The sequence below is a fragment of the Flavisolibacter ginsenosidimutans genome (genome assembly GCF_007970805.1).
Taxonomy (GTDB): domain Bacteria; phylum Bacteroidota; class Bacteroidia; order Chitinophagales; family Chitinophagaceae; genus Flavisolibacter; species Flavisolibacter ginsenosidimutans.
Map to the genome: position 1 here is coordinate 3896880 of NZ_CP042433.1, position 17606 is coordinate 3914485.

The window sequence follows — 17606 nt, forward strand, 5'->3', positions numbered from 1 at the left end:
AACGATCAACGTTTTTCACGCCGTCATCCACCATCCGTCATCTGTCATCCGATTTCCTTATTTTGGTCGCATGAGCCATTCACCAAACAATCCTTTTCACAGCGAGTTAAAAAAAGAATTTCAGCTTGAGCGGATGATCCTTTTCAGCGACGCCGTTTTTGCCATTGCCATTACGCTGCTGGCCATCGAAATCAAAGTGCCTGAAGTGGCGAAGCAAATCGTAAACGATCACGTCCTTCTTGAAAGGCTGGATGAACTGCTGCCCAAATTCATCGGCTTCCTTGTTTCGTTTTTTGTGATTGCCGTTTATTGGGTGGCGCATCACCGCATGTTTGGTTTTGTGGTTAATTACAACAACCGTCTTCTTTGGCTTAATCTTATTTTTCTTTTGGCCGTTGTGCTCATGCCTTTTTCATCGGGCTTTTACAGCGAGTACATCGTCCGCCGCCTGAAGCTGCCAATGATTGTGTACGTGTGCAACATTGTGTTTCTGGCCACCATGAGTTTGGTGATTTGGGAATACATCGCTTCTCCACGGCGCGGCTTGTCGGAAGGCATTACACCGCTCATGAAAAAATATTTTCGCTTTCGTGCCTTGGTGCCTTGCATTGCCTTTTTGCTCTTGGGCACTTTGTATGTTTTTGTTGATCCTGCCGTTGCCATCTGGCTTCCTTTGTTAATACCGCTTATAATGCGCCTGCTGAAACGCTTTTATTTTAAACCACAACTCACCAAAGCATGAAAAAGTTTTTCTTCCTGTTTGTTGCGCATTGCTTCTTGCTGATCGCTTCGGCACAGCCCTCGTTTGTAAAAGACAGTCTTGATGCGTACGTGCAAAAAGCGTTGAGCGGCTGGCAGATTCCCGGCGTAGCTGTTTGCGTAATAAAGGACGGGAAGATTGACGTGATGAAAGCTTACGGCGTAAGTGAATGGGGCACAAACAAAAAAGTTGACGAGAATACTTTGTTCGGCATCGGCTCAAACACGAAAGCATTTACGGCAACGGCGCTTGCCTTACTTGACGCAGAAAAAAAATTATCGCTCGACGATAAAGTGCAAAAATGGTTGCCCGATTTTAAACTCTACGATCCCTGGGTAACAAAGGAAGCCACCGTTCGCGATTTGCTTTGCCACCGTTTGGGCTTCGAAACTTTCCAGGGCGATTTCATGTACTTCGATTCGGATTTAAGCAAAGAAGAAGTGCGGCAAAAATTTGGGATGGTGAAACCGCTTTACAGTTTTCGCAGCCGCTGGGGTTATACCAACGCAGCCTTTTTAACCGCCGGCGAAATCATCCCGAAAGTAACGGGCAAGCCCTGGAACGAGTTTTTGCGCGAACGCATTTTTCTTCCGCTCGGCATGAGCCGTACTGTGGCAACCGACGACGGCGTGGATTCATCGGCCAACGTTTCAAAAGCACACACGGTCGTTGCGGGCTCAATTAAAACAATCCCGTACGGGCGGCTGAACAACATGGCGCCGGCTGGTGCTATTTATTCAAGCGTGATGGATTTAAGCAAATGGGTGCTGATGCAATTGAACGGCGGAAAGCTGAACGACAAAGAAATCGTTCCCGCCAGCGCTATTTCGCAAACGCGAACGCCGCAATCCATTTTGGGCAACGGCGGTCACCCGTTCAACAAATCGCATTTTGCTTTGTACGGCCTCGGTTGGTTTTTGCAGGAATACGCCGGACGAAAAATTGTTTCGCACACCGGCGGTGTAAACGGTTTTGTTACCAGCATTTGCCTCGTGCCCGAAGAAAAATTGGGCATTGTAGTATTGACAAACACCGACGACAATAATTTCTTCGAAGCCTTGCGCTACGAAATCATGGACTCATACCTCGGCTTGCCTTATCGCAATTACAGCGATCTGTCGTTACAACAGCAAAAGGCTTCGAACAAAGAAGAAGCGGAATGGCTGCAAAAGAAAAGAGACACGGTGGCCATGAAGTTGAAGACGGATGTTCCGCTTTCCGCATTGGTTGGAACGTATCGTCACCCGGTTTACGGCACGATGAATGTGTCGTTAAAAGACGGAAAAGCCATCGCCACGTTTGAACATCACAAAGGCCGTTTCGCTACGGTAGAACCGTTGGGCGGCAATCGTTATTTGGCGCAGTTCAACGATCCGCTTTACGGCAACAAAGTGTGGCCGTTTGTAATTGAAAACGGAAAAGTAAAATCAGTAAGGGTCACGGTGGCGGATTTTGTGGAGTTCACGCCGTATGAATTTGTAAAAGAAAAATAGCCGCGGTAATTTTTAATTTTGGTGAAAGCAAATTTTATGAGTGAAACGGAAGCAAGAGCGTTGCGAAATGAAATAAAAAAATACGTTGACGCTGCGGACGAACGCATGCTGCGCATTGTGTTTAGCATGTTGGAAGCCGATGCGGAAAAAGATTGGTGGGACGATTTGCCGGAAGAAGTGAAAGCTTCAATAGACGAGGGCATTAAAGACATTGAGGAAGGCCGCTTTATCACACACGAAGAGTTTATGAAACGGCACAACCGATGATGCCAGCCATAATTTGGCCGCAACGATCAATGCAAGAGTACGACAATACAGCAGGCCATCTGTTGGCAACGTTTGGCGAGCAATCCGTTGAAAGGTTTCGCGCAAGATTATTGAACAAGCTGCACCTGATTCAAACAAATCCTGCCCTTTATCCGCGTTCGGCCAGGCGGGACGTTCGCAAAGCGGTTATCCACAGGCGGCTAATTATTTTTTATACATATAGACCTCGTTTAAACCGAATTGAAATCATCTCCCTTTGGGATACAAGACGAAAGAGATAAAATGGATCAACTAACCCTCGGCATCGGCACAAGACTGCAACACACCCAACACGGCCCCGGCGTTATCGTGGGCATTCGGTACGCAACCTATCTCATCTCCTTTATTTATCACGGCATTAAAGAAGTTGACAAGAACGATTCTTCGCTGGAAGAAATCATTCCCGAAAACGTTTCGGAAGAGCTTGAAACGCATTCCGACGTTGAAAAAAGCTTGTTGAAAATTTTGCGTCTTTGGGGCGGCATAACCGAAGTGGTTCCGCTTGGCGAAAGATGGCAAAAGGGGCTGATGATTTTGCAGCCTGCCGATAAAACACTCAAACCAAAAGAACTGCCCATCGAAGATTTCTTTCACAAGATTGTAATGCTTCGCGACCGGCTAAGAGTAATGGAGCAGCAGATTAACGCACACAAAAACCTAAGCGACGAAGACAAGGTAAATCTTCAGCAATACATCACCCGCATCTACGGTTCGCTTACCACCTTCAATGTTTTGTTCAAAAACAAAGAACAATGGTTTGTGGGCGATAAAGGGAATTAAGGTTTGTGGTTTCTAGTTATCGTGTTGTGTAAGATGCATTCCTGATTTAACCCGTCAAAAGTGTAGGCTTCTTCAATCTGCCACGCCAACCACAACCTACAACTACAAATCACAAACTAAAGTTTGCTTACAACGGAATCATTACTTCCAGCCGGGTGCCTTGTGCGGGTTGCGAATAAATAACGGCCTTGCCACCAAGCGCTTCTACCCGGTTAACAATGTTGTTCAATCCTAAACCTTTTTTTGCTTCCGAGAGGTTGAAGCCTTTTCCGTTGTCCTTAACCTTCAATCTTATCTCGTTTTCGGTTAACGCAATCAACAGGTCCACACGGGTTGCTTTTGCGTGTTTGATAACGTTGTTCAATTGCTCTTGCGCTACGCGGTAAAGAGCAAGTTTTTGCTGGTTGTTGGTGCGCTCGTCTAAGTCCGGAGGTACGGAAAGATGAATGGAAAAATCTTTTGTCAATTGGATGTTTTCTACCATGTCTTCCAGCGTGCCGGACAAACCCGTACCGAACCGGTAGCTTACGGCCAGGCTGTGGGAAAGGTGACGAATTTCCTGGATGGCTGTGTTCAGCAGGTCAATTGCCTTTGGCAGGGTTATTTCCTCCATCGGCTGATCCGAAGCCAGAATGGTAAGATACATGCGCACAACGGAAAGAATTTGGTTCACGTTATCGTGTAACTCCAATCCGAGTTTCGCTTTTTCTTTTTCTTCGGCTTCAATCATGGCCTGCATCAACTTTTTTTGCCCGGCAATTTCTTGTTTTGCCAATTCGTTTTCCAGCCGCTTCACCGCCGACAGGTCAATGGCCATTCCCAGCAAACATTCCTCACCGGCATAACGAATGGCGACGCCGGTGAAAAAATACGGAATGCGCCGGCCGTCTTTGGTTATCAGGTAAGCTTCTGTTTGTGCCGAGCCGGTTCCAAATATTTTTTCGATGGCGTGAAAGATGCCATAGATATCATCGCTTTCAAAAAAGTCGAGCGGCGTCATGCCGGCAATTTCTTCCGTTGTATATCCTGAAATCTCTTCAAGTTGTTTGTTCCAGCGCAGTTGCTTGCCGTCTTTTCGAATCAGGTAAAACAAACCGGGCAGGCTGTTGATGATGCTGTCGGAAAGCGCAATTTCTTTTTCCAATTGGGTTTGTATTTCCATGCGCCCGGTAATGTCGTGTACCGTGCTTACCAATTGTGTGCAAACGCCTTCTTCGTTGCAAACCGGCGTCACGTTTACAACGCCGTGTTTCCTGCCGCTGGGATACTCCGTAACTTCTTCCCACGTTACCGGCTTTTTTGTTTGCACAACTTCGGCGTATTTCTGCAGAACAAGGTGAAGGGAAGGGTGTGGAATAACTTCCTGAACGGTTTTGCCAACGACATTTTCGCGCAGGCCGGTGACTTTGTAAAAAGCCTTGTTTGCCGAAGCAAAACGATACAAGCTCCCTTCTTCAATCGTCAGCAAAAAAATAACATCGGATGTGCTGTTGTAAATGAGCGTTAATTCCTGTTGACTGACCTTCACCGCTTCTTCGGCTTTTTTTCGTTCCGATACATCCCGCACAATGGCCATTACACGGCCGTTTTTCATTTTTTGCGCTGTTACTTCAACGGCAATTGGTTTTCCGTTTGCGTCAATCATTGTGCGTTCAAGAGAAGTTCGCTGGCCGCTCTCCAGTTCGCGGCGCATAATGGGACGACGGGCCAATTCTTCTTTGCTGTAGAAATCCTCTATTCGCATGTTGAGCAAATCTTCTTTTGAATAGGCCAACAGCGACCGGCCTCTTTCGTTTACATCAAGCATGCGGCCGTCAAGCGAGTTGATGAAGATGGCGTCGGATGCCTGGTTAAACAGGTCGTAATATTTTTCTTCGCTCTCGCGAAGTGCTTTCTCGGCCTGCTTGCGCTTGGTAATTTCTACGTCCATGCAAACAAACCAGGGCTTGTCGTCGAAAGAAGGAATGGGCACAAGTGTAGAGATGCAGCAGCCTTCGCTGCCGTCGCGGTAATGAAAGTTCCATTCCTCCGGCCCGTACGATTCACCTGTTTCGGAAAGCCGGCAAATCTTGTTTCGCCAGAAGTTTTGATCTTCGGGCATGATGATTAATTCATCAACGGTACGGCCTACTGCTTCTTCGGCGCTCCAGCCAAAAATGCGTTCCGATGCACGGTTCCAAAAAAGCACCTCGCCTTTGCTGTTGTACCACTGAACCGCCACATTGGGCGTGTTTTGCAAACAGGCCAGCAGTTGTTCGCGGTTTTGCGCCAATTCTTTTTCGGTGCGGTAGCGGCGCAGGCTTAACAGCACCGCTTTGTGCAGGTAAGTTTGCGTTAGGTGGTTTAAAAGAACGCTGTCGTCGGCGCCGGCTTCAAGGGCCAGCAGGCAAAGTTCTTCGTCTTGCTGGTCGCTAACGATGATGATGTTTGAATGCGGAAACAAATGACACACACCGATGAAATGGCGGAGGTGCTGGACAGACGTAAGGTTGGAATGAAAGAGAATGAGTTGCGGCGCATGGGGCAGGTCGGCTCGGGTTATTTGAGCAAGCAATTGTGCTTCTATTGGTCTTTCGGATAACGGCGCCAACAAAGATTGATGCGTCGAAAGCAGCGGCTCCAGTGCGGGGTCAGCCTCAATAATCAACAAACGGTTTAGTTTTTTCACTGTGCCTTTTTTTCTGAATCAGAACCGGTCGAATATACAGCGATGCCTGCAAAGCAGGTAAAGTAATTCCGCACAAAACGCATAAGAAAAATACATCAATTCTGATACCGAAAACAGATCTGCGACTCCCCTTTCTGAATGACAAAAGCGTTGGGTCTTTCCAAACAATGCACCGCTTTTGGTTAAGTTGCCTGATAAACTAAACTGTGGAAACGTGAAGGTCTGTTTTCAACAAGACAAATGTTTCGGGGCTTGTGGAGCAATCGAAGAATGCTTGCAGCGTCTTTCTTAACCTGCGTCTCATTTCTTCTCGCTCGACAGTGGATACTTTAACCCGCCGTAGCCCATCATGTCCATCTTTACGCTGCCCACGATGATGGGGCTTTCAATGCGCAGCGGAATGTGGTTCGGGTCGTCGCTCACCCACACGGTCATTTTTTCGCCGCCTTCAAAAATGCTTCCCTTCACTAGCAGCGGTTTAAACTTAATGGCCCTGAATTTTCCAAACTTTGTTTTCACGTCTTCCTTGCCGAGATAACGGATGTACATGTCGTAAATCTCGTTGTCTAAAAACATCTTGAAGGGAATTTTATCGTCTTTTTGAAAGCGGTCGAAGTTGATGTTGCGGGCACAATACACAGCACTGATGACGTCCTGAATGCAGTCGGGCATTTTAAACACGCCTTTGTCGGTAACGGCGGTTTTTGCCGATTGATTGAAGGTGATGTTCTCGTAATGCTTGTGACCGTTCTCGTTAATGTTGCGCACAAACTTCAGCGGTTCCATCGTAGCGGTATCAATGTAACTTTCGTAGCGGTCACGCACTTTGTAAATCCAATCGTATTTGTCGTTGGTCTTTCCTTCGGCCACAATGTGAAAAGCCGGCTTGCCGTTCAATCGTTCCACCGTATTGGTAAAGGTGGCTTCGCCGGCTTTGATGTACACGCCGGCCACGGTATAAAATACATCGTACAAAACGGTTTCGTTGTGTTGCGTGGTTACGTTTCTTGCGCCGCAAATTTCAACGGGCGGGCCGGATTGTTTCGGCTTCATGCCGCCAAACAGAAGCAGTGCAATAAAAGAAAGAAGTTTAGTCTTCGCCATTTTTCGAAAGCAGTTTTACGTTCAACAAAAATAAGGTGCCGGCTATCGCGGGGATGACCAGGTTCAGCGTCCAAACCGTTACCGATGTCAATCCAATGCCCAAACTGTTGGCGCTAAAAAGTCCCATCAGCTTTAAGCTCACTTCGCCCCGCAAGCCTACTTCAAGCAAAGCAATGGAGGGAATGACAGCCAACGCCAAAAACACCACGCTCATAACGGACATGATGGAAGACACGGAAACGTTCACACCAAAAAAATGAAACAGGATGATGTACTGCAACATAAACACACCGTAGCGTAAAGACGAAAGAAAAAGAATTTTTGATAAGAAAGCGGCGTTAAAATTTTTCAGGGCTTCTACCAAATACAAATAATGATGGCTGCTTAACCAGCGGCTGAAGAATGAAACAACGGCGCCGACATTGTAATAAAAAAAAGCGGCGCAGGTAAGCACAAACAACAAACCGTACAGCACAAACTGAAACCAAATAACCAGTTGCGGGTATGCCTGCAGCAATTCTTTTTTTAAAACGATCAAACCGATAACGCCAAAGATCATTGTGGTAAGCAACTGCGCAAGGCCGCCTACCACAGCCAATGAAATGGTTTTGAGCCGCCCGCCTTGGGGCTGATAAACCATGCGGCCAATGTATTCGCCCACACGGTTGGGCAAGGCCACGGAAAACGACACACCGGATAACACAGCCTTGTAAGCCGTAAAAAATTTTACGGGCTTTACCGAACCAACCAGCAATTTCCATTTCCACGATTCAAAACCCCAATTGACAAAAATGAGCGCAACGGCCAGCCCTAAATAAAAAGCCTTCACCGATGCGAACGACTCTTTGATTTCGGCCCAGGACTTTGCGAGGTGCGGCTGCTGGCGAATCTGTTGAAAGATTGAAACCGACAATCCAACGAATAGCAGGGGACCCAAAAAGTAGTTGAGGAATATTTTGATAGTTTTGTTGCGAAGCATTACCGGTAAAAATAACCACTCCGTGCAAAAACCACTCACCATATTAGGCATTGACCCCGGCACGCTCATTATGGGTTACAGCGTGATTGAAGTTTTGGGCGATGCCATCACCATTCGCGAGATGGATGTGCTGAAACTCTCCAGCAGCAAAGACAATTATTACCGCCTTCAAAAAATTCACCAGAAGGTTACGCTCCTCGTCGAAAATTTCATCCCCGATGAATTTGCCATTGAAGCGCCGTTTTTTGGCAAGAACGTGCAAAGCATGTTGAAGCTTGGCCGGGCACAAGGCGTGGCCATTGCCGCCGCCATGAACAAAGGAATTCCTGTAACAGAATACTCGCCAAAAAAAGTAAAGCAATCCATTACGGGTAACGGCAACGCCGACAAAGAGCAGGTGTGGAAGATGCTGCAACGCATCACCGGCCTGCCCGAAAAGCCGCAATACTTTGATGCGACGGACGCACTGGCCGTAGCCGTGTGCCACCACTTTGGCAGCAAGATGACGTTTCGCGATGAAGAAAAGAAATCAACGGGCACAAAAAAAGCTCCCAAGCAAAGCTGGGAGCAATTCGTTTTAAGCAATCCAACGCGGATTAAGATTTAGTCGTTGGTTTGCGGGCTGGTGATTTTGTTACCGACTTCGTTTTTGTTTTTCCTTTGCTTGATTTGGTTTTTGTTTTTATTTCTTTAGGAACAGTAGTGGTTGTGTAAGTCGTGTCTCCCGATACTCCTTCAATTCTTGTTTCTCCTTCTTCAAGAAAAGTTTCACCCTTTCGCGCAATTTGCCCAAACTCACCGCCGTACCATCCGGCCGCTTTCGGAATAAAAAGAATTTTGCTAAACTGCATTTGATACATTGCCGTGTCAACCGAAAATTGGATCACGCCGTTCATTGTTTTGTAGCCAAGTTTTTGCAGCATGGCTTCGTCTTTATCCGAACCCGCCGCTGTATCTATTGTGTAAGAAAGAAGACGGGCTTTCTTCCAGTCAATGTTTTTGGCTTTGCCTTTTTCTACGGCCCGCTGAAAATTTTTGCCAAAGCTCTTGGTCATTTCCGCCGCCACTTCGGGTTTCGACATCGTCGCTAATTGCGCTTGAATGAGGCTGTCCATGTTTATGTTCTTGTCTCCGCTGCCCATCGCGATTTGGTTTCGCACTTCGTCCGACATCATGATGCTCTTGACCAGTTCCATCAGTTGCTGCGGGCTGGGATAAAGGGCTACAAAGCCCTTTTCATCGTTAGCGGGCAGCGTGGCAAAAAGCTTTCGCACCATCGTGTCGGGATTGCTTATTTGTGCGTGCAAAACAACAAAACCAAACGAAGCAAACAGGACGAAGGCAAAACGTTTTAAGAACATTATTTTGGTTTTAAGAGTGAGTATCTTTCTTTTTGGTCTTTGAATTTGAAGGAAGTGTCAGTGAAGGTTGCTCAATATTCCTAGGTCTTTCAGCTTTACGAACGATTTCTTTTATCTCTCCACTAAACCACCCGCCTGCTTGCGGCACGTTTACAAATTTCGCAAACGTCATTCGATAGTTTACCTTGTTGGAACGAAAATCAACAATTCCCTTCATCGTCTTCATTCCCGCTTGCAGAAGAGATTTGACCTCCGTGTCGGATTTATCGAGAGTGGAATCCAAACTAATAGAAATTAATTCAGCTTCTTGCCACTTTACCCCTTTCTTTTCGCCTTTTTCAATAAACTCGTGGTATAGCTGCGAATATTTTTTTGAAAGTTCTGCCTCTACTTGTGGGGCTGTTACTTGGTTCATTTGAACTTCGATGAGGCTGTCAATATTTATACTGCTGGTTTTCTCATTTGAAGCTAATGCTCCTTTCATTTCGTTTGATTTAAAGGCGTCTTCAATTAGTGGTCGCATAATATACGCAAATTGTTGCCCGTTCGGATACAAAGCGATAAAGGCTTTTTCATCTTGCTGCTTTAAGGATGAGAATAATTTATGAATGAGAGTATCAATGCTTTTTTCCTGTGCATTCAATAATGTTGAGGCAAAGCAAACAAGAATTACTAAAGCTAAAATTTTGGTGTATTTCACTGGGTTAACTTATTTTAATTGAGATAAGATTTTTTCCTGCACCTTCTTTAAGTCATCGTCGCTTGCTTTGGGTTTGGGTTGCGTAAAGTTTAAATCGTTGGATGAATTAATCGGGATGAGATGCACGTGTGCGTGAGGAACTTCGAGGCCGATAACGGAGATGCCGCAACGGTTGCAACGAAAGGCTTTTTCAATCGCCTTTGCAACGGGCTTTGCAAACACCAACAGTTCTGATAAGTACTCATCGCCCAAATCAAAAAGATTGTCCACTTCGGTTTTGGGCACAACAAGCGTATGGCCTTCACGAAGCGGAAACACGTCGAGAAAGGCGTAGAATTTATCGCTTTCGGCTATTTTGTACGAAGGAATTTCGCCGTTGATGATTTTGGAAAAAAGCGTCATGGATGATTGGTTGACTGGTTGATTTGTTGATTGGTTGGCTGGTAAATCGGTAGTTGGTCTGTTGCGTAAAATGAGGCGAAGATTTGGAGGAGGAATGAATCAATCAACCAATCAACCAGTCAACTTGCTAAACTGTGATCTCTTCCACTTTAAATTTCAGCAAGCCTGCGGGCACGGTCACTTCGGCCACGTCGCCCACAACTTTGCCCAAAAGTCCTCTGCCAATGGGTGAGGTCACAGAAATCTTTCCGGCTTTGAGGTCGGCTTCTTTTTCCGAAACAATTTGATAGGTCACTACCTTTTTTGTACCAAGGTTGGTGAGCTTTACTTTGGTGAGAATGGAAACCTTGCTCGTGTCCACAGAGGCTTGGTCAATGATGCGGGCCTGGGATACCTGGCCTTCCAATTGTGCAATCTTGGCTTCCAAAATTCCTTGTGCTTCCTTGGCGGCATCGTACTCGGCGTTTTCCTTCAGGTCGCCTTTTTCACGGGCTTCGGCAATAGCCCGCGCCGCTGCCGGACGCTCAACGCCTTTCTTGTACTGCAGTTCGGCCTTCATGGCTTCCAACGTCTCCTTTGTCACGTACTGTATCATACTGAACGGGTTTAGATAGAAATGAAAAAAATAGCAACGCCCCTTTTTGAGGCGTTGCCAGTAAAGCAAATATAAAAGAAAAACTTATCGCTCCGCCAAGCCCAGTTTTTCCAAAAGTACGGCGGCCATGCGCCGGTAGGCCTCTGCGCTGTAGCCCGCAATGTGCGGTGTGACGACGACATTGGGCTGCGATGTCAGGAAAGCCAATTGCTCTTTTTCTGTTTCGTTGTACGAAGAAAGCTTTTCGTTTTCCAACACGTCGAGACCCGCGCCGGCGATTGTTTTATTCTTCAACGCATTGATGACGGCTGCTGTGTCTGTAACGGCGCCGCGGCAAGTGGTGAGAAAGAAAGGTTGTTTTTTAAAACGGTTGAAAAATTCGTCGTTCGCGAAATGATAGGTTTCATCGGTAAGCGGAATGTGAAGGCTAACGACATCGGCGCTTTCGAAAATTTCTTCAAGGCTTGCTTCTTTTACGTAACCTTGACTAAACCCTTTTTTGTATTTGTCGCAGGCCAAAACGGTTACATCAAAGCCGGCAAGCCGTTTGGCAAATTGCGAACCCGTATTGCCGTAACCGATGATGCCCACGGTTTTTCCACTGAGTTCAAGGCCGCGGTTTTCGGCGCGAAGCCACTTGCCTTCTTTTACTTCGTTAAATGACCGCGAGATGTTGTTCATAAGGTTCAGCAGCAAACCCAAGGCATGTTCGGCCACGGCGTTGCGGTTGCCTTCGGGTGTACTGATGAGGCGAATGCCTCTTTGTTCGGCGTACGTTTCATCAATCAATTCCATGCCGCTGCCCAGGCGTCCAATCCATTTAAGCGAAGTAGCGGCATCGAGCAGGGCTTTATCAATTTTTGTTCGCGTGGTCAGTACAAGGCCGTCCACATCAGCGATGATGGTTTTTAATTCATCGTAGGTGATGGCCGGACGATAAGCCACGTCGTAACCGTGACGCATGAAGGTTTCAAGGAGGATTTCGTGAACGGGAGCGGCGATGATGATTTTCATGTTTATTAGATGACTGATGACAGATGGCAGATGACGGCGTTGAAAATGTTGGCCGTTGGCCGAGAGAACGTTAGATAGCGGCCAACGAACAACGGCAAACTACTGCCATCCGTCATCTGCCATCTGTCATCTTGTAGCTTAATAGAGCAAAATCTTCGATGCTTAGTTGCTCGGCGCGTTTGTCAAATATTTTTTCCTGCAAAACTTCGGAAGTAAACAAGCTTTTGCAGGCGTTGCGCAGGGTTTTTCGCCGTTGGTTGAAAGCTGTTTTTACCAAATTAAAAAAGAACCTTCTGCTTTTGATGTCCAGCCTCTCTTTTCTTGGCGTAAGCCGAATGACACCGCTTTTGACTTTGGGCGGCGGATTGAAACTGTTCTCGCTCACGTCGAATAAATATTCAACGTTGTAAAAAGCCTGCACCAAAACCGACGTAACGCCGTACACTTTGTTGCCTTCTTTTGCCGCCACACGCTGCGCCACTTCTTTTTGAAACATGCCCACAACACAAGGCACATCTTCGTGCCATTCTAATATTTTAAAAAGAATTTGGGTAGAGATGTTGTACGGAAAATTGCCAACCACCGTAAAGGCTTCAGCAAAAGGCTTGTCAATGTCGAGAAAACTTTGGTGGATGATTTTGTCTTCAAGCGCCGGGTAGGTTTTTTTAAGGAAGACAACTTTTTCGTCGTCTACTTCAACGGCCTTGAAATTTATGTTGGGCAATTGAAGAAGATACTTCGTCAGCGCACCGCCGCCCGGACCGACTTCCAGCAAATTGTTGAAAGAGCATTTCGTAAGCTCTTCCACAATGCGCCGGCAAATGTTTTCGTCTTTTAAAAAATGCTGTCCCAGCGATTTTTTGAGGGTGTACATGAAACAAATGTAAAACCGCAGAACGCAAAATCTAAAATTGTAAAACGCTGCCGCTATGGATGCGGTTCTTCTTTTGCATTCTGCATTTTAGATTTTACATTCTACATTTTCTCCCTTTTGTACATTCGCCCCTATGAGCACAACCGCAAAACCCGTCATTGGCATCAGTGTTGGCGACATTAACGGCATCGGTCCCGAAGTCATCATCAAAACTTTTTCCGACCACCGGCTTTTGGAGCATTGCACGCCGGTGATTTTCGGTTCGGCAAAGCTTTTAAATTTTTACCGCAAGGCCGTGGGCGATGCGCATTTTAATTACCAGGCGGTGAAGGATTTTTCCCGCATCGGGCCCAAGCAGATCAACCTCATTCACTGCTGGGAAGAGGAAGTGGTCATCAACCCCGGCCAACTGAGCGAAGCCGGCGGTAAGTACGCGGTGAAGTCTTTGCTGATGGCGGCAGATGCGCTCAAGGCCGGACACATTCAGGGTTTGGTGACGGCGCCCATTCACAAAAAAAACGTGCAGGGCGATGACTTTCGTTACACGGGTCACACACCTTTTTTAAAAGACGTGGACGGCGCCAAAGACGTGTTGATGATTCTTTACCAAGACAATCTTCGTGTGGCTTTGGTAACGGAACATTTGCCCATCAAGGACGTGCCACAAAGCATCACCAAAGAAATTATTCTTTCCAAACTAAACCTGCTAAACCAAAGCCTGCGCCGCGACTTTGGCATTGACAAACCAAAGATTGCCGTGTTGGGATTGAACCCGCACGCAGGCGACGAAGGTCTGATTGGCGACGAAGAAGAAAAGATAATTATCCCGGCCATTAAGGAAGCGAAAAACAAAATGATGGTGTTTGGCCCGTTCAGCGCCGATGCTTTTTTTGCGCGGGCCAGCTATACAAAATTTGATGCGGTATTGGCCATGTACCACGACCAGGGACTGGTGCCGTTTAAAACCATCGCAGGTGGTGGTGGCGTGAATTATTCAGCCGGATTAAGTTTTGTGCGCACCTCGCCCGATCACGGAACGGCCTTTGACATTGCGGGCAAGAACGAAGCCGATTCAACGTCCTTTACAACGGCGGTGTTTGAATGCATTGACATCATTAACCGCCGCCGCGATTACGAAGACCGCACAAAAAATCCACTGCGAAAAATAACGGCGGAGGTGTTGAGGAATGTGGTGGACGAGAGGATTGAGGAGTAGTTGTTATCACCACAAAGAATACTAAACAAAAACCCCGGTGTTAACCGGGGTTTTCTGTTGTTATATCTTCTTCCCTTTTTTAATCTCTTCCAACATCTCTTTCACCGCTCTTTCCAACTGCGGGTCTTTTCCGCTTAACACCGATTTGTAATCGTTCTGCACTTTAATGTCCGGTTCGAGTTGCAGGTTCTCCGTTGGACGACCTTCTTTGCCGATGGTGGCAATCATCGGAATGCCAAACACAATCGTCGGGTCAATCTGCGTTTCCCACCAAACGGCAGTACCTGTTCCGGCCACGGGCATCCCAATCAATTTGCCTATGCCCAATTGATGATAAGCATACGGGAAGATGAAGGCATCGGAATAGTTGCTTTCGCTCATGAGCACCGTTGAAGGCGCTGTCCATTTGTTGCGCGGCTCACCCGATGTTGCAATGGCGCCTTGCGGCGAGAAGTCGAGATATTTTTTTCCGCTTAAGAACGTCACCAAATCATCGTGCAGCCAGCCGCCGCCGTTGAAGCGTGTGTCAACAATCAGGGCTTCTTTGCCCGCAGCTTTGCCCAGCGCTTCTTCGTACACCGTGCGGTAGCTGTTGTCGTTCATGCCCTGAATGTGAATGTAACCAACCTTGCCACCGGAAAGTTCTTCAACCTTTTTGCGGTTGTTGTTCACCCAGCGTTGGTACAACAGGGCCTGTTCTTCGCCTTGCGAGATGGGCTTTGTTGTTTCGTCCCAACGTTGCTTCGTTTCAGGATCGTACAAACTCAAAAGAACGTTCTTGCCGGTTTGACGATTGAGCATGCGGGACCAGTCCATGTTTTCAACGATTTCTTCACCGTTGATTTTTTCGATTACCACGCCTTTTTTGATTTTGGTTTTCGCGTTGGTGAAAGGACCGTTCTCAATTACCTCCATCACTTTTACGCCGTTGCCATCATAGGTTTCGTCGTACAACAAACCGAGAGAAGCCGTGGCATCGCCGGTTTGCGGGCCGCCCGCTGCAGCCGGCGAATAACGTCCGCCAGTATGCGAGGCGTTTAACTCGCCCAAGAACTCACTCAACAATTCCTGGAAATCGTAGTTGTTGTTGATGTGCGGCAGAAACTTGGCGTACTCGCTGTGAAAGCCAGCCCAGTCAATGCCGTGAATTTTCGGATCGTAAAATTTCTTGGCTACCTGACGGAAGGCATGATCGAAAATGTATTCACGTTCTTTGTCGGCACGCAACACCATTTCACCATTTACAACGACGGGTGCAATGCGGCCACTTTCGGCATCTACTTTCACGATCTTACCGTCGCTTACCACAAACAAACTTTTGCCGTCTTTTGATACATCCATGCCACCGGGGCCGCCGTCCATTTTTGCAATGAGCTTTGTTTCTTTTGTACGCGGATTGGTCATCCACAGATCATAACCTTTCTCCATGCGGGCAATGAAGTAGAGCTTCTCGCCATCGTTGCTCAGCATGTAATCCGAAATGTTTCCGGAGTTGATGGTGAGGCGAAGTTTGCGGTTGTCAAGTCCTTCCAGATTTGGCTCCCATCCTTTTTTCGGCGGAGCAATTTTGTTGGATGTGTCTTTCTTCGCTTCTTCTTTTTCCTTGTCTTCTCTTTCTTTCGCCAGCGCAAATTCATCCTTCGTCAGTTTGAATTTGTCGTACGCTTCCTGGTCGAAGAACATCGCGTAAACGTCCACTTCTCTTGCGCCTTGAAAAGCCAGTGGCTTCTTTCCATCGCGGTCTGTTGTCCACAACAAAGCCTTGCCGCCGAAAGCCCATTTCGGTTGGCCGTCGAAGAAGCCGCTTTGCGTAAGGTTCTTGCGTTCGCCGCTGCCATCAGCCTTCATCATCGCTACTTCCGATGAGCCCCAACGACCTTCGGCTGAGTTGAACGTAATCCATTTACCATCAGGCGACCATTGGTAATATTGATCACCGTCGGCATAAGAAAAGTTTACGCCTTTCGGAACGATGGTGCGGCTTTTTTTCGAAGCAAGATTATAAACCTTCAATACGTTTCGCTCTTCGAGATAAGCAATCTCTTTTCCGTCGGGCGAAACTTCAGGTTGAAATTCATCAGCCTCGGTCGCAATCACCGGTTCTTCTTTCACGACGGTTGACGTGTAGAAATAAGGTTCTTCTTTTCTTTCAATCGTTGCTTTGTAAATGTCCCAACTGTTGCCGCGTTCCGATGCATAATAAAGCGTTCTGCCATCGGGGCTGAATTCAACGGTGCGTTCCTGTTGTGGCGTGTTGGTAATGCGTTTGGTGATGCCGCCTTCAACCGAGGTCACAAACACTTCGCCGCGCACAACGAAAGCAATTTCTTTTCCGTTTGGTGATAGGGCTGTTTGCGTCACACCGGTATTAACGGGCAGAATTTTTTCATCGCGACCGCGAGTATCGGTGTTCACGATAACCGAAATTTTTTGCGGTGCACCGCCGTCTTTCATCGTGTACAATTCGCCGTCGTACGTGAAGCACAAAGTGCCATCAGCCGAACGCGAAAGATGACGCACGGGATGCGTTTTCATTTTCGAAACCTGTGTTACCGAAGCATTGCCGCCAACAACGGCTTTATAAATGTTTTGCGAGCCGTCCTTTTCGCTCAGGTAATAAACGGTGTTGTCATCGCCGCCCCAAACCGGTTCGCGGTCTTCGCCTTCGTAATTCGATATTTGAACGTATTCGTCCTTCTTGATGTCGTACATCCAGATATCTCTCGTCACCGCCGACGTGTGGTGCTTGCGGGCCGCGTCTTCGTAACCTTTTCTATCCTGGAAAATAATCTTGTCACCTTTTGAATTGTAATGCGCAAACTCCGCACCGGCCGAATTAAACATCACCGAACGTCCGCCGGTAACGGGCACTTTGTACAGCTTCTGAAACAGGCTGCGTTGCGGAAAACGTGCGGAGGTGTAAACGTCGTTGCGTGTTGTGCCGAATAAAACCGATTTGCCATCGGGTGTGAAATCATAGGGATAATCAGCAGCGGAGTTGAACGTCAAACGCTTTGCATCGCCGCCGGTGGCAGGCATCACAAACACATCAAAATTGCCAAAGCGGTCGGAGGCAAAGGCCAGCCATTTTCCGTCCTTGCTCCACACGGGCATGAAGTCGTAGGCTTCGTGAACGGTGAGCGGCACGGCTTCGCCGCCCGATGACGGCACTTTGTACAAGTCGCCTTTGTAACTGAACACAATGGTCTTGCCGTCGGGTGAAATGGCGGGATAACGAATCCACAACGCGTTGTTTTGTGCAAAGCCCGATGCGCTCAAAAGTAGGGCCGCCGCAAAAAGCAGTCTTCTCTTCATGGTGTATTGTTTAGTTTTGAAATTAGGAGAACGCACTAA

The 17606-nt window shown here is 47.3% G+C and carries 16 protein-coding genes; 6 read left to right on the top strand and 10 right to left on the bottom strand.

The features are described from left to right. Nucleotides 1–70: 70 nt before the first annotated feature. From FSB75_RS16565 to FSB75_RS16580, 4 genes are all read left to right on the top strand, one after another. Nucleotides 71–742, top strand: a complete 672-nt coding sequence (locus FSB75_RS16565; protein WP_146789765.1) for a TMEM175 family protein — start codon at nt 71–73, stop codon at nt 740–742. Beyond that, entirely contained in the window at nt 739–2253 is a 1515-nt protein-coding gene (locus FSB75_RS16570) for a serine hydrolase (protein ID WP_146789767.1), read from the top strand. The genes FSB75_RS16565 and FSB75_RS16570 overlap by 4 nt, the downstream gene beginning before the upstream one ends. A gap of 36 nt (nt 2254–2289) precedes the next feature. Further along, nucleotides 2290–2520, top strand: a complete 231-nt coding sequence (locus FSB75_RS16575; protein WP_146789770.1) for a hypothetical protein — start codon at nt 2290–2292, stop codon at nt 2518–2520. Between the two features lie 282 nt (nt 2521–2802). After that, nucleotides 2803–3339, top strand: a complete 537-nt coding sequence (locus tag FSB75_RS16580) for a hypothetical protein (RefSeq protein WP_146789772.1) — start codon at nt 2803–2805, stop codon at nt 3337–3339. Nucleotides 3340–3466: 127 nt separating this feature from the next. Here FSB75_RS16580 and FSB75_RS16585 read toward each other — a convergent pair whose 3' ends face one another. The 3 genes from FSB75_RS16585 to FSB75_RS16595 form a co-directional block, all read right to left on the bottom strand. After that, nucleotides 3467–6007, bottom strand: a complete 2541-nt coding sequence (locus FSB75_RS16585) for a sensor histidine kinase (RefSeq protein WP_146789774.1) — start codon at nt 6005–6007, stop codon at nt 3467–3469. 300 nt (nt 6008–6307) lie between these two features. Beyond that, nucleotides 6308–7111: a DUF3108 domain-containing protein gene (locus FSB75_RS16590; protein WP_227990616.1), complete on the bottom strand. Its 804-nt coding sequence runs from the start codon at nt 7109–7111 to the stop codon at nt 6308–6310. Then, nucleotides 7098–8048, bottom strand: coding sequence for a lysylphosphatidylglycerol synthase domain-containing protein (locus FSB75_RS16595; protein ID WP_172623192.1), 951 nt, complete (start codon nt 8046–8048; stop codon nt 7098–7100). Before FSB75_RS16595 ends, FSB75_RS16590 begins: the two co-directional genes overlap by 14 nt. Before the next feature lie 64 nt (nt 8049–8112). Here FSB75_RS16595 and ruvC point away from each other — a divergent pair, with 64 nt between their 5' ends. Further along, nucleotides 8113–8697, top strand: a complete 585-nt coding sequence (gene ruvC, locus FSB75_RS16600; RefSeq protein WP_227990618.1) for a crossover junction endodeoxyribonuclease RuvC — start codon at nt 8113–8115, stop codon at nt 8695–8697. On the opposite strand, the gene FSB75_RS16605 is transcribed toward ruvC, so the two are convergent. The 6 genes from FSB75_RS16605 to rsmA all read right to left on the bottom strand — a co-directional run bounded on the left by FSB75_RS16605 (nt 8687) and on the right by rsmA (nt 13036). Further along, nucleotides 8687–9451, bottom strand: a complete 765-nt coding sequence (locus tag FSB75_RS16605) for a hypothetical protein (RefSeq protein ID WP_146789778.1) — start codon at nt 9449–9451, stop codon at nt 8687–8689. The two genes, ruvC and FSB75_RS16605, sit on opposite strands and share 11 nt — an antisense overlap. Before the next feature lie 10 nt (nt 9452–9461). After that, on the bottom strand, nt 9462–10151 hold the full coding sequence (locus FSB75_RS16610; protein ID WP_146789781.1) for a hypothetical protein: 690 nt from the start codon (nt 10149–10151) through the stop codon (nt 9462–9464). A 9-nt stretch (nt 10152–10160) separates the two neighbouring features. Then, nucleotides 10161–10553, bottom strand: coding sequence for an HIT family protein (locus FSB75_RS16615; RefSeq protein WP_146789783.1), 393 nt, complete (start codon nt 10551–10553; stop codon nt 10161–10163). A 127-nt stretch (nt 10554–10680) separates the two neighbouring features. Continuing rightward, complete coding sequence (gene greA, locus FSB75_RS16620) at nt 10681–11148, bottom strand: transcription elongation factor GreA (protein ID WP_146789785.1); 468 nt, start codon at nt 11146–11148, stop codon at nt 10681–10683. 84 nt (nt 11149–11232) lie between these two features. Further along, complete coding sequence (locus FSB75_RS16625) at nt 11233–12162, bottom strand: NAD(P)-dependent oxidoreductase (RefSeq protein WP_146789787.1); 930 nt, start codon at nt 12160–12162, stop codon at nt 11233–11235. Nucleotides 12163–12274: 112 nt separating this feature from the next. Next, the gene (gene rsmA / locus FSB75_RS16630) at nt 12275–13036 is read right to left on the bottom strand and encodes a 16S rRNA (adenine(1518)-N(6)/adenine(1519)-N(6))-dimethyltransferase RsmA (protein ID WP_146789789.1); all 762 of its coding nucleotides are present in this window, start codon (nt 13034–13036) and stop codon (nt 12275–12277) included. 133 nt (nt 13037–13169) lie between these two features. Here rsmA and pdxA point away from each other — a divergent pair, with 133 nt between their 5' ends. Further along, a complete protein-coding gene (pdxA, locus tag FSB75_RS16635) occupies nt 13170–14252 on the top strand; it encodes a 4-hydroxythreonine-4-phosphate dehydrogenase PdxA (protein WP_146789791.1) in 1083 nt (360 codons plus the stop codon). 60 nt (nt 14253–14312) lie between these two features. Here pdxA and FSB75_RS16640 read toward each other — a convergent pair whose 3' ends face one another. Then, entirely contained in the window at nt 14313–17567 is a 3255-nt protein-coding gene (locus tag FSB75_RS16640; RefSeq protein ID WP_146789793.1) for a S41 family peptidase, read from the bottom strand. Nucleotides 17568–17606: the final 39 nt, after the last annotated feature.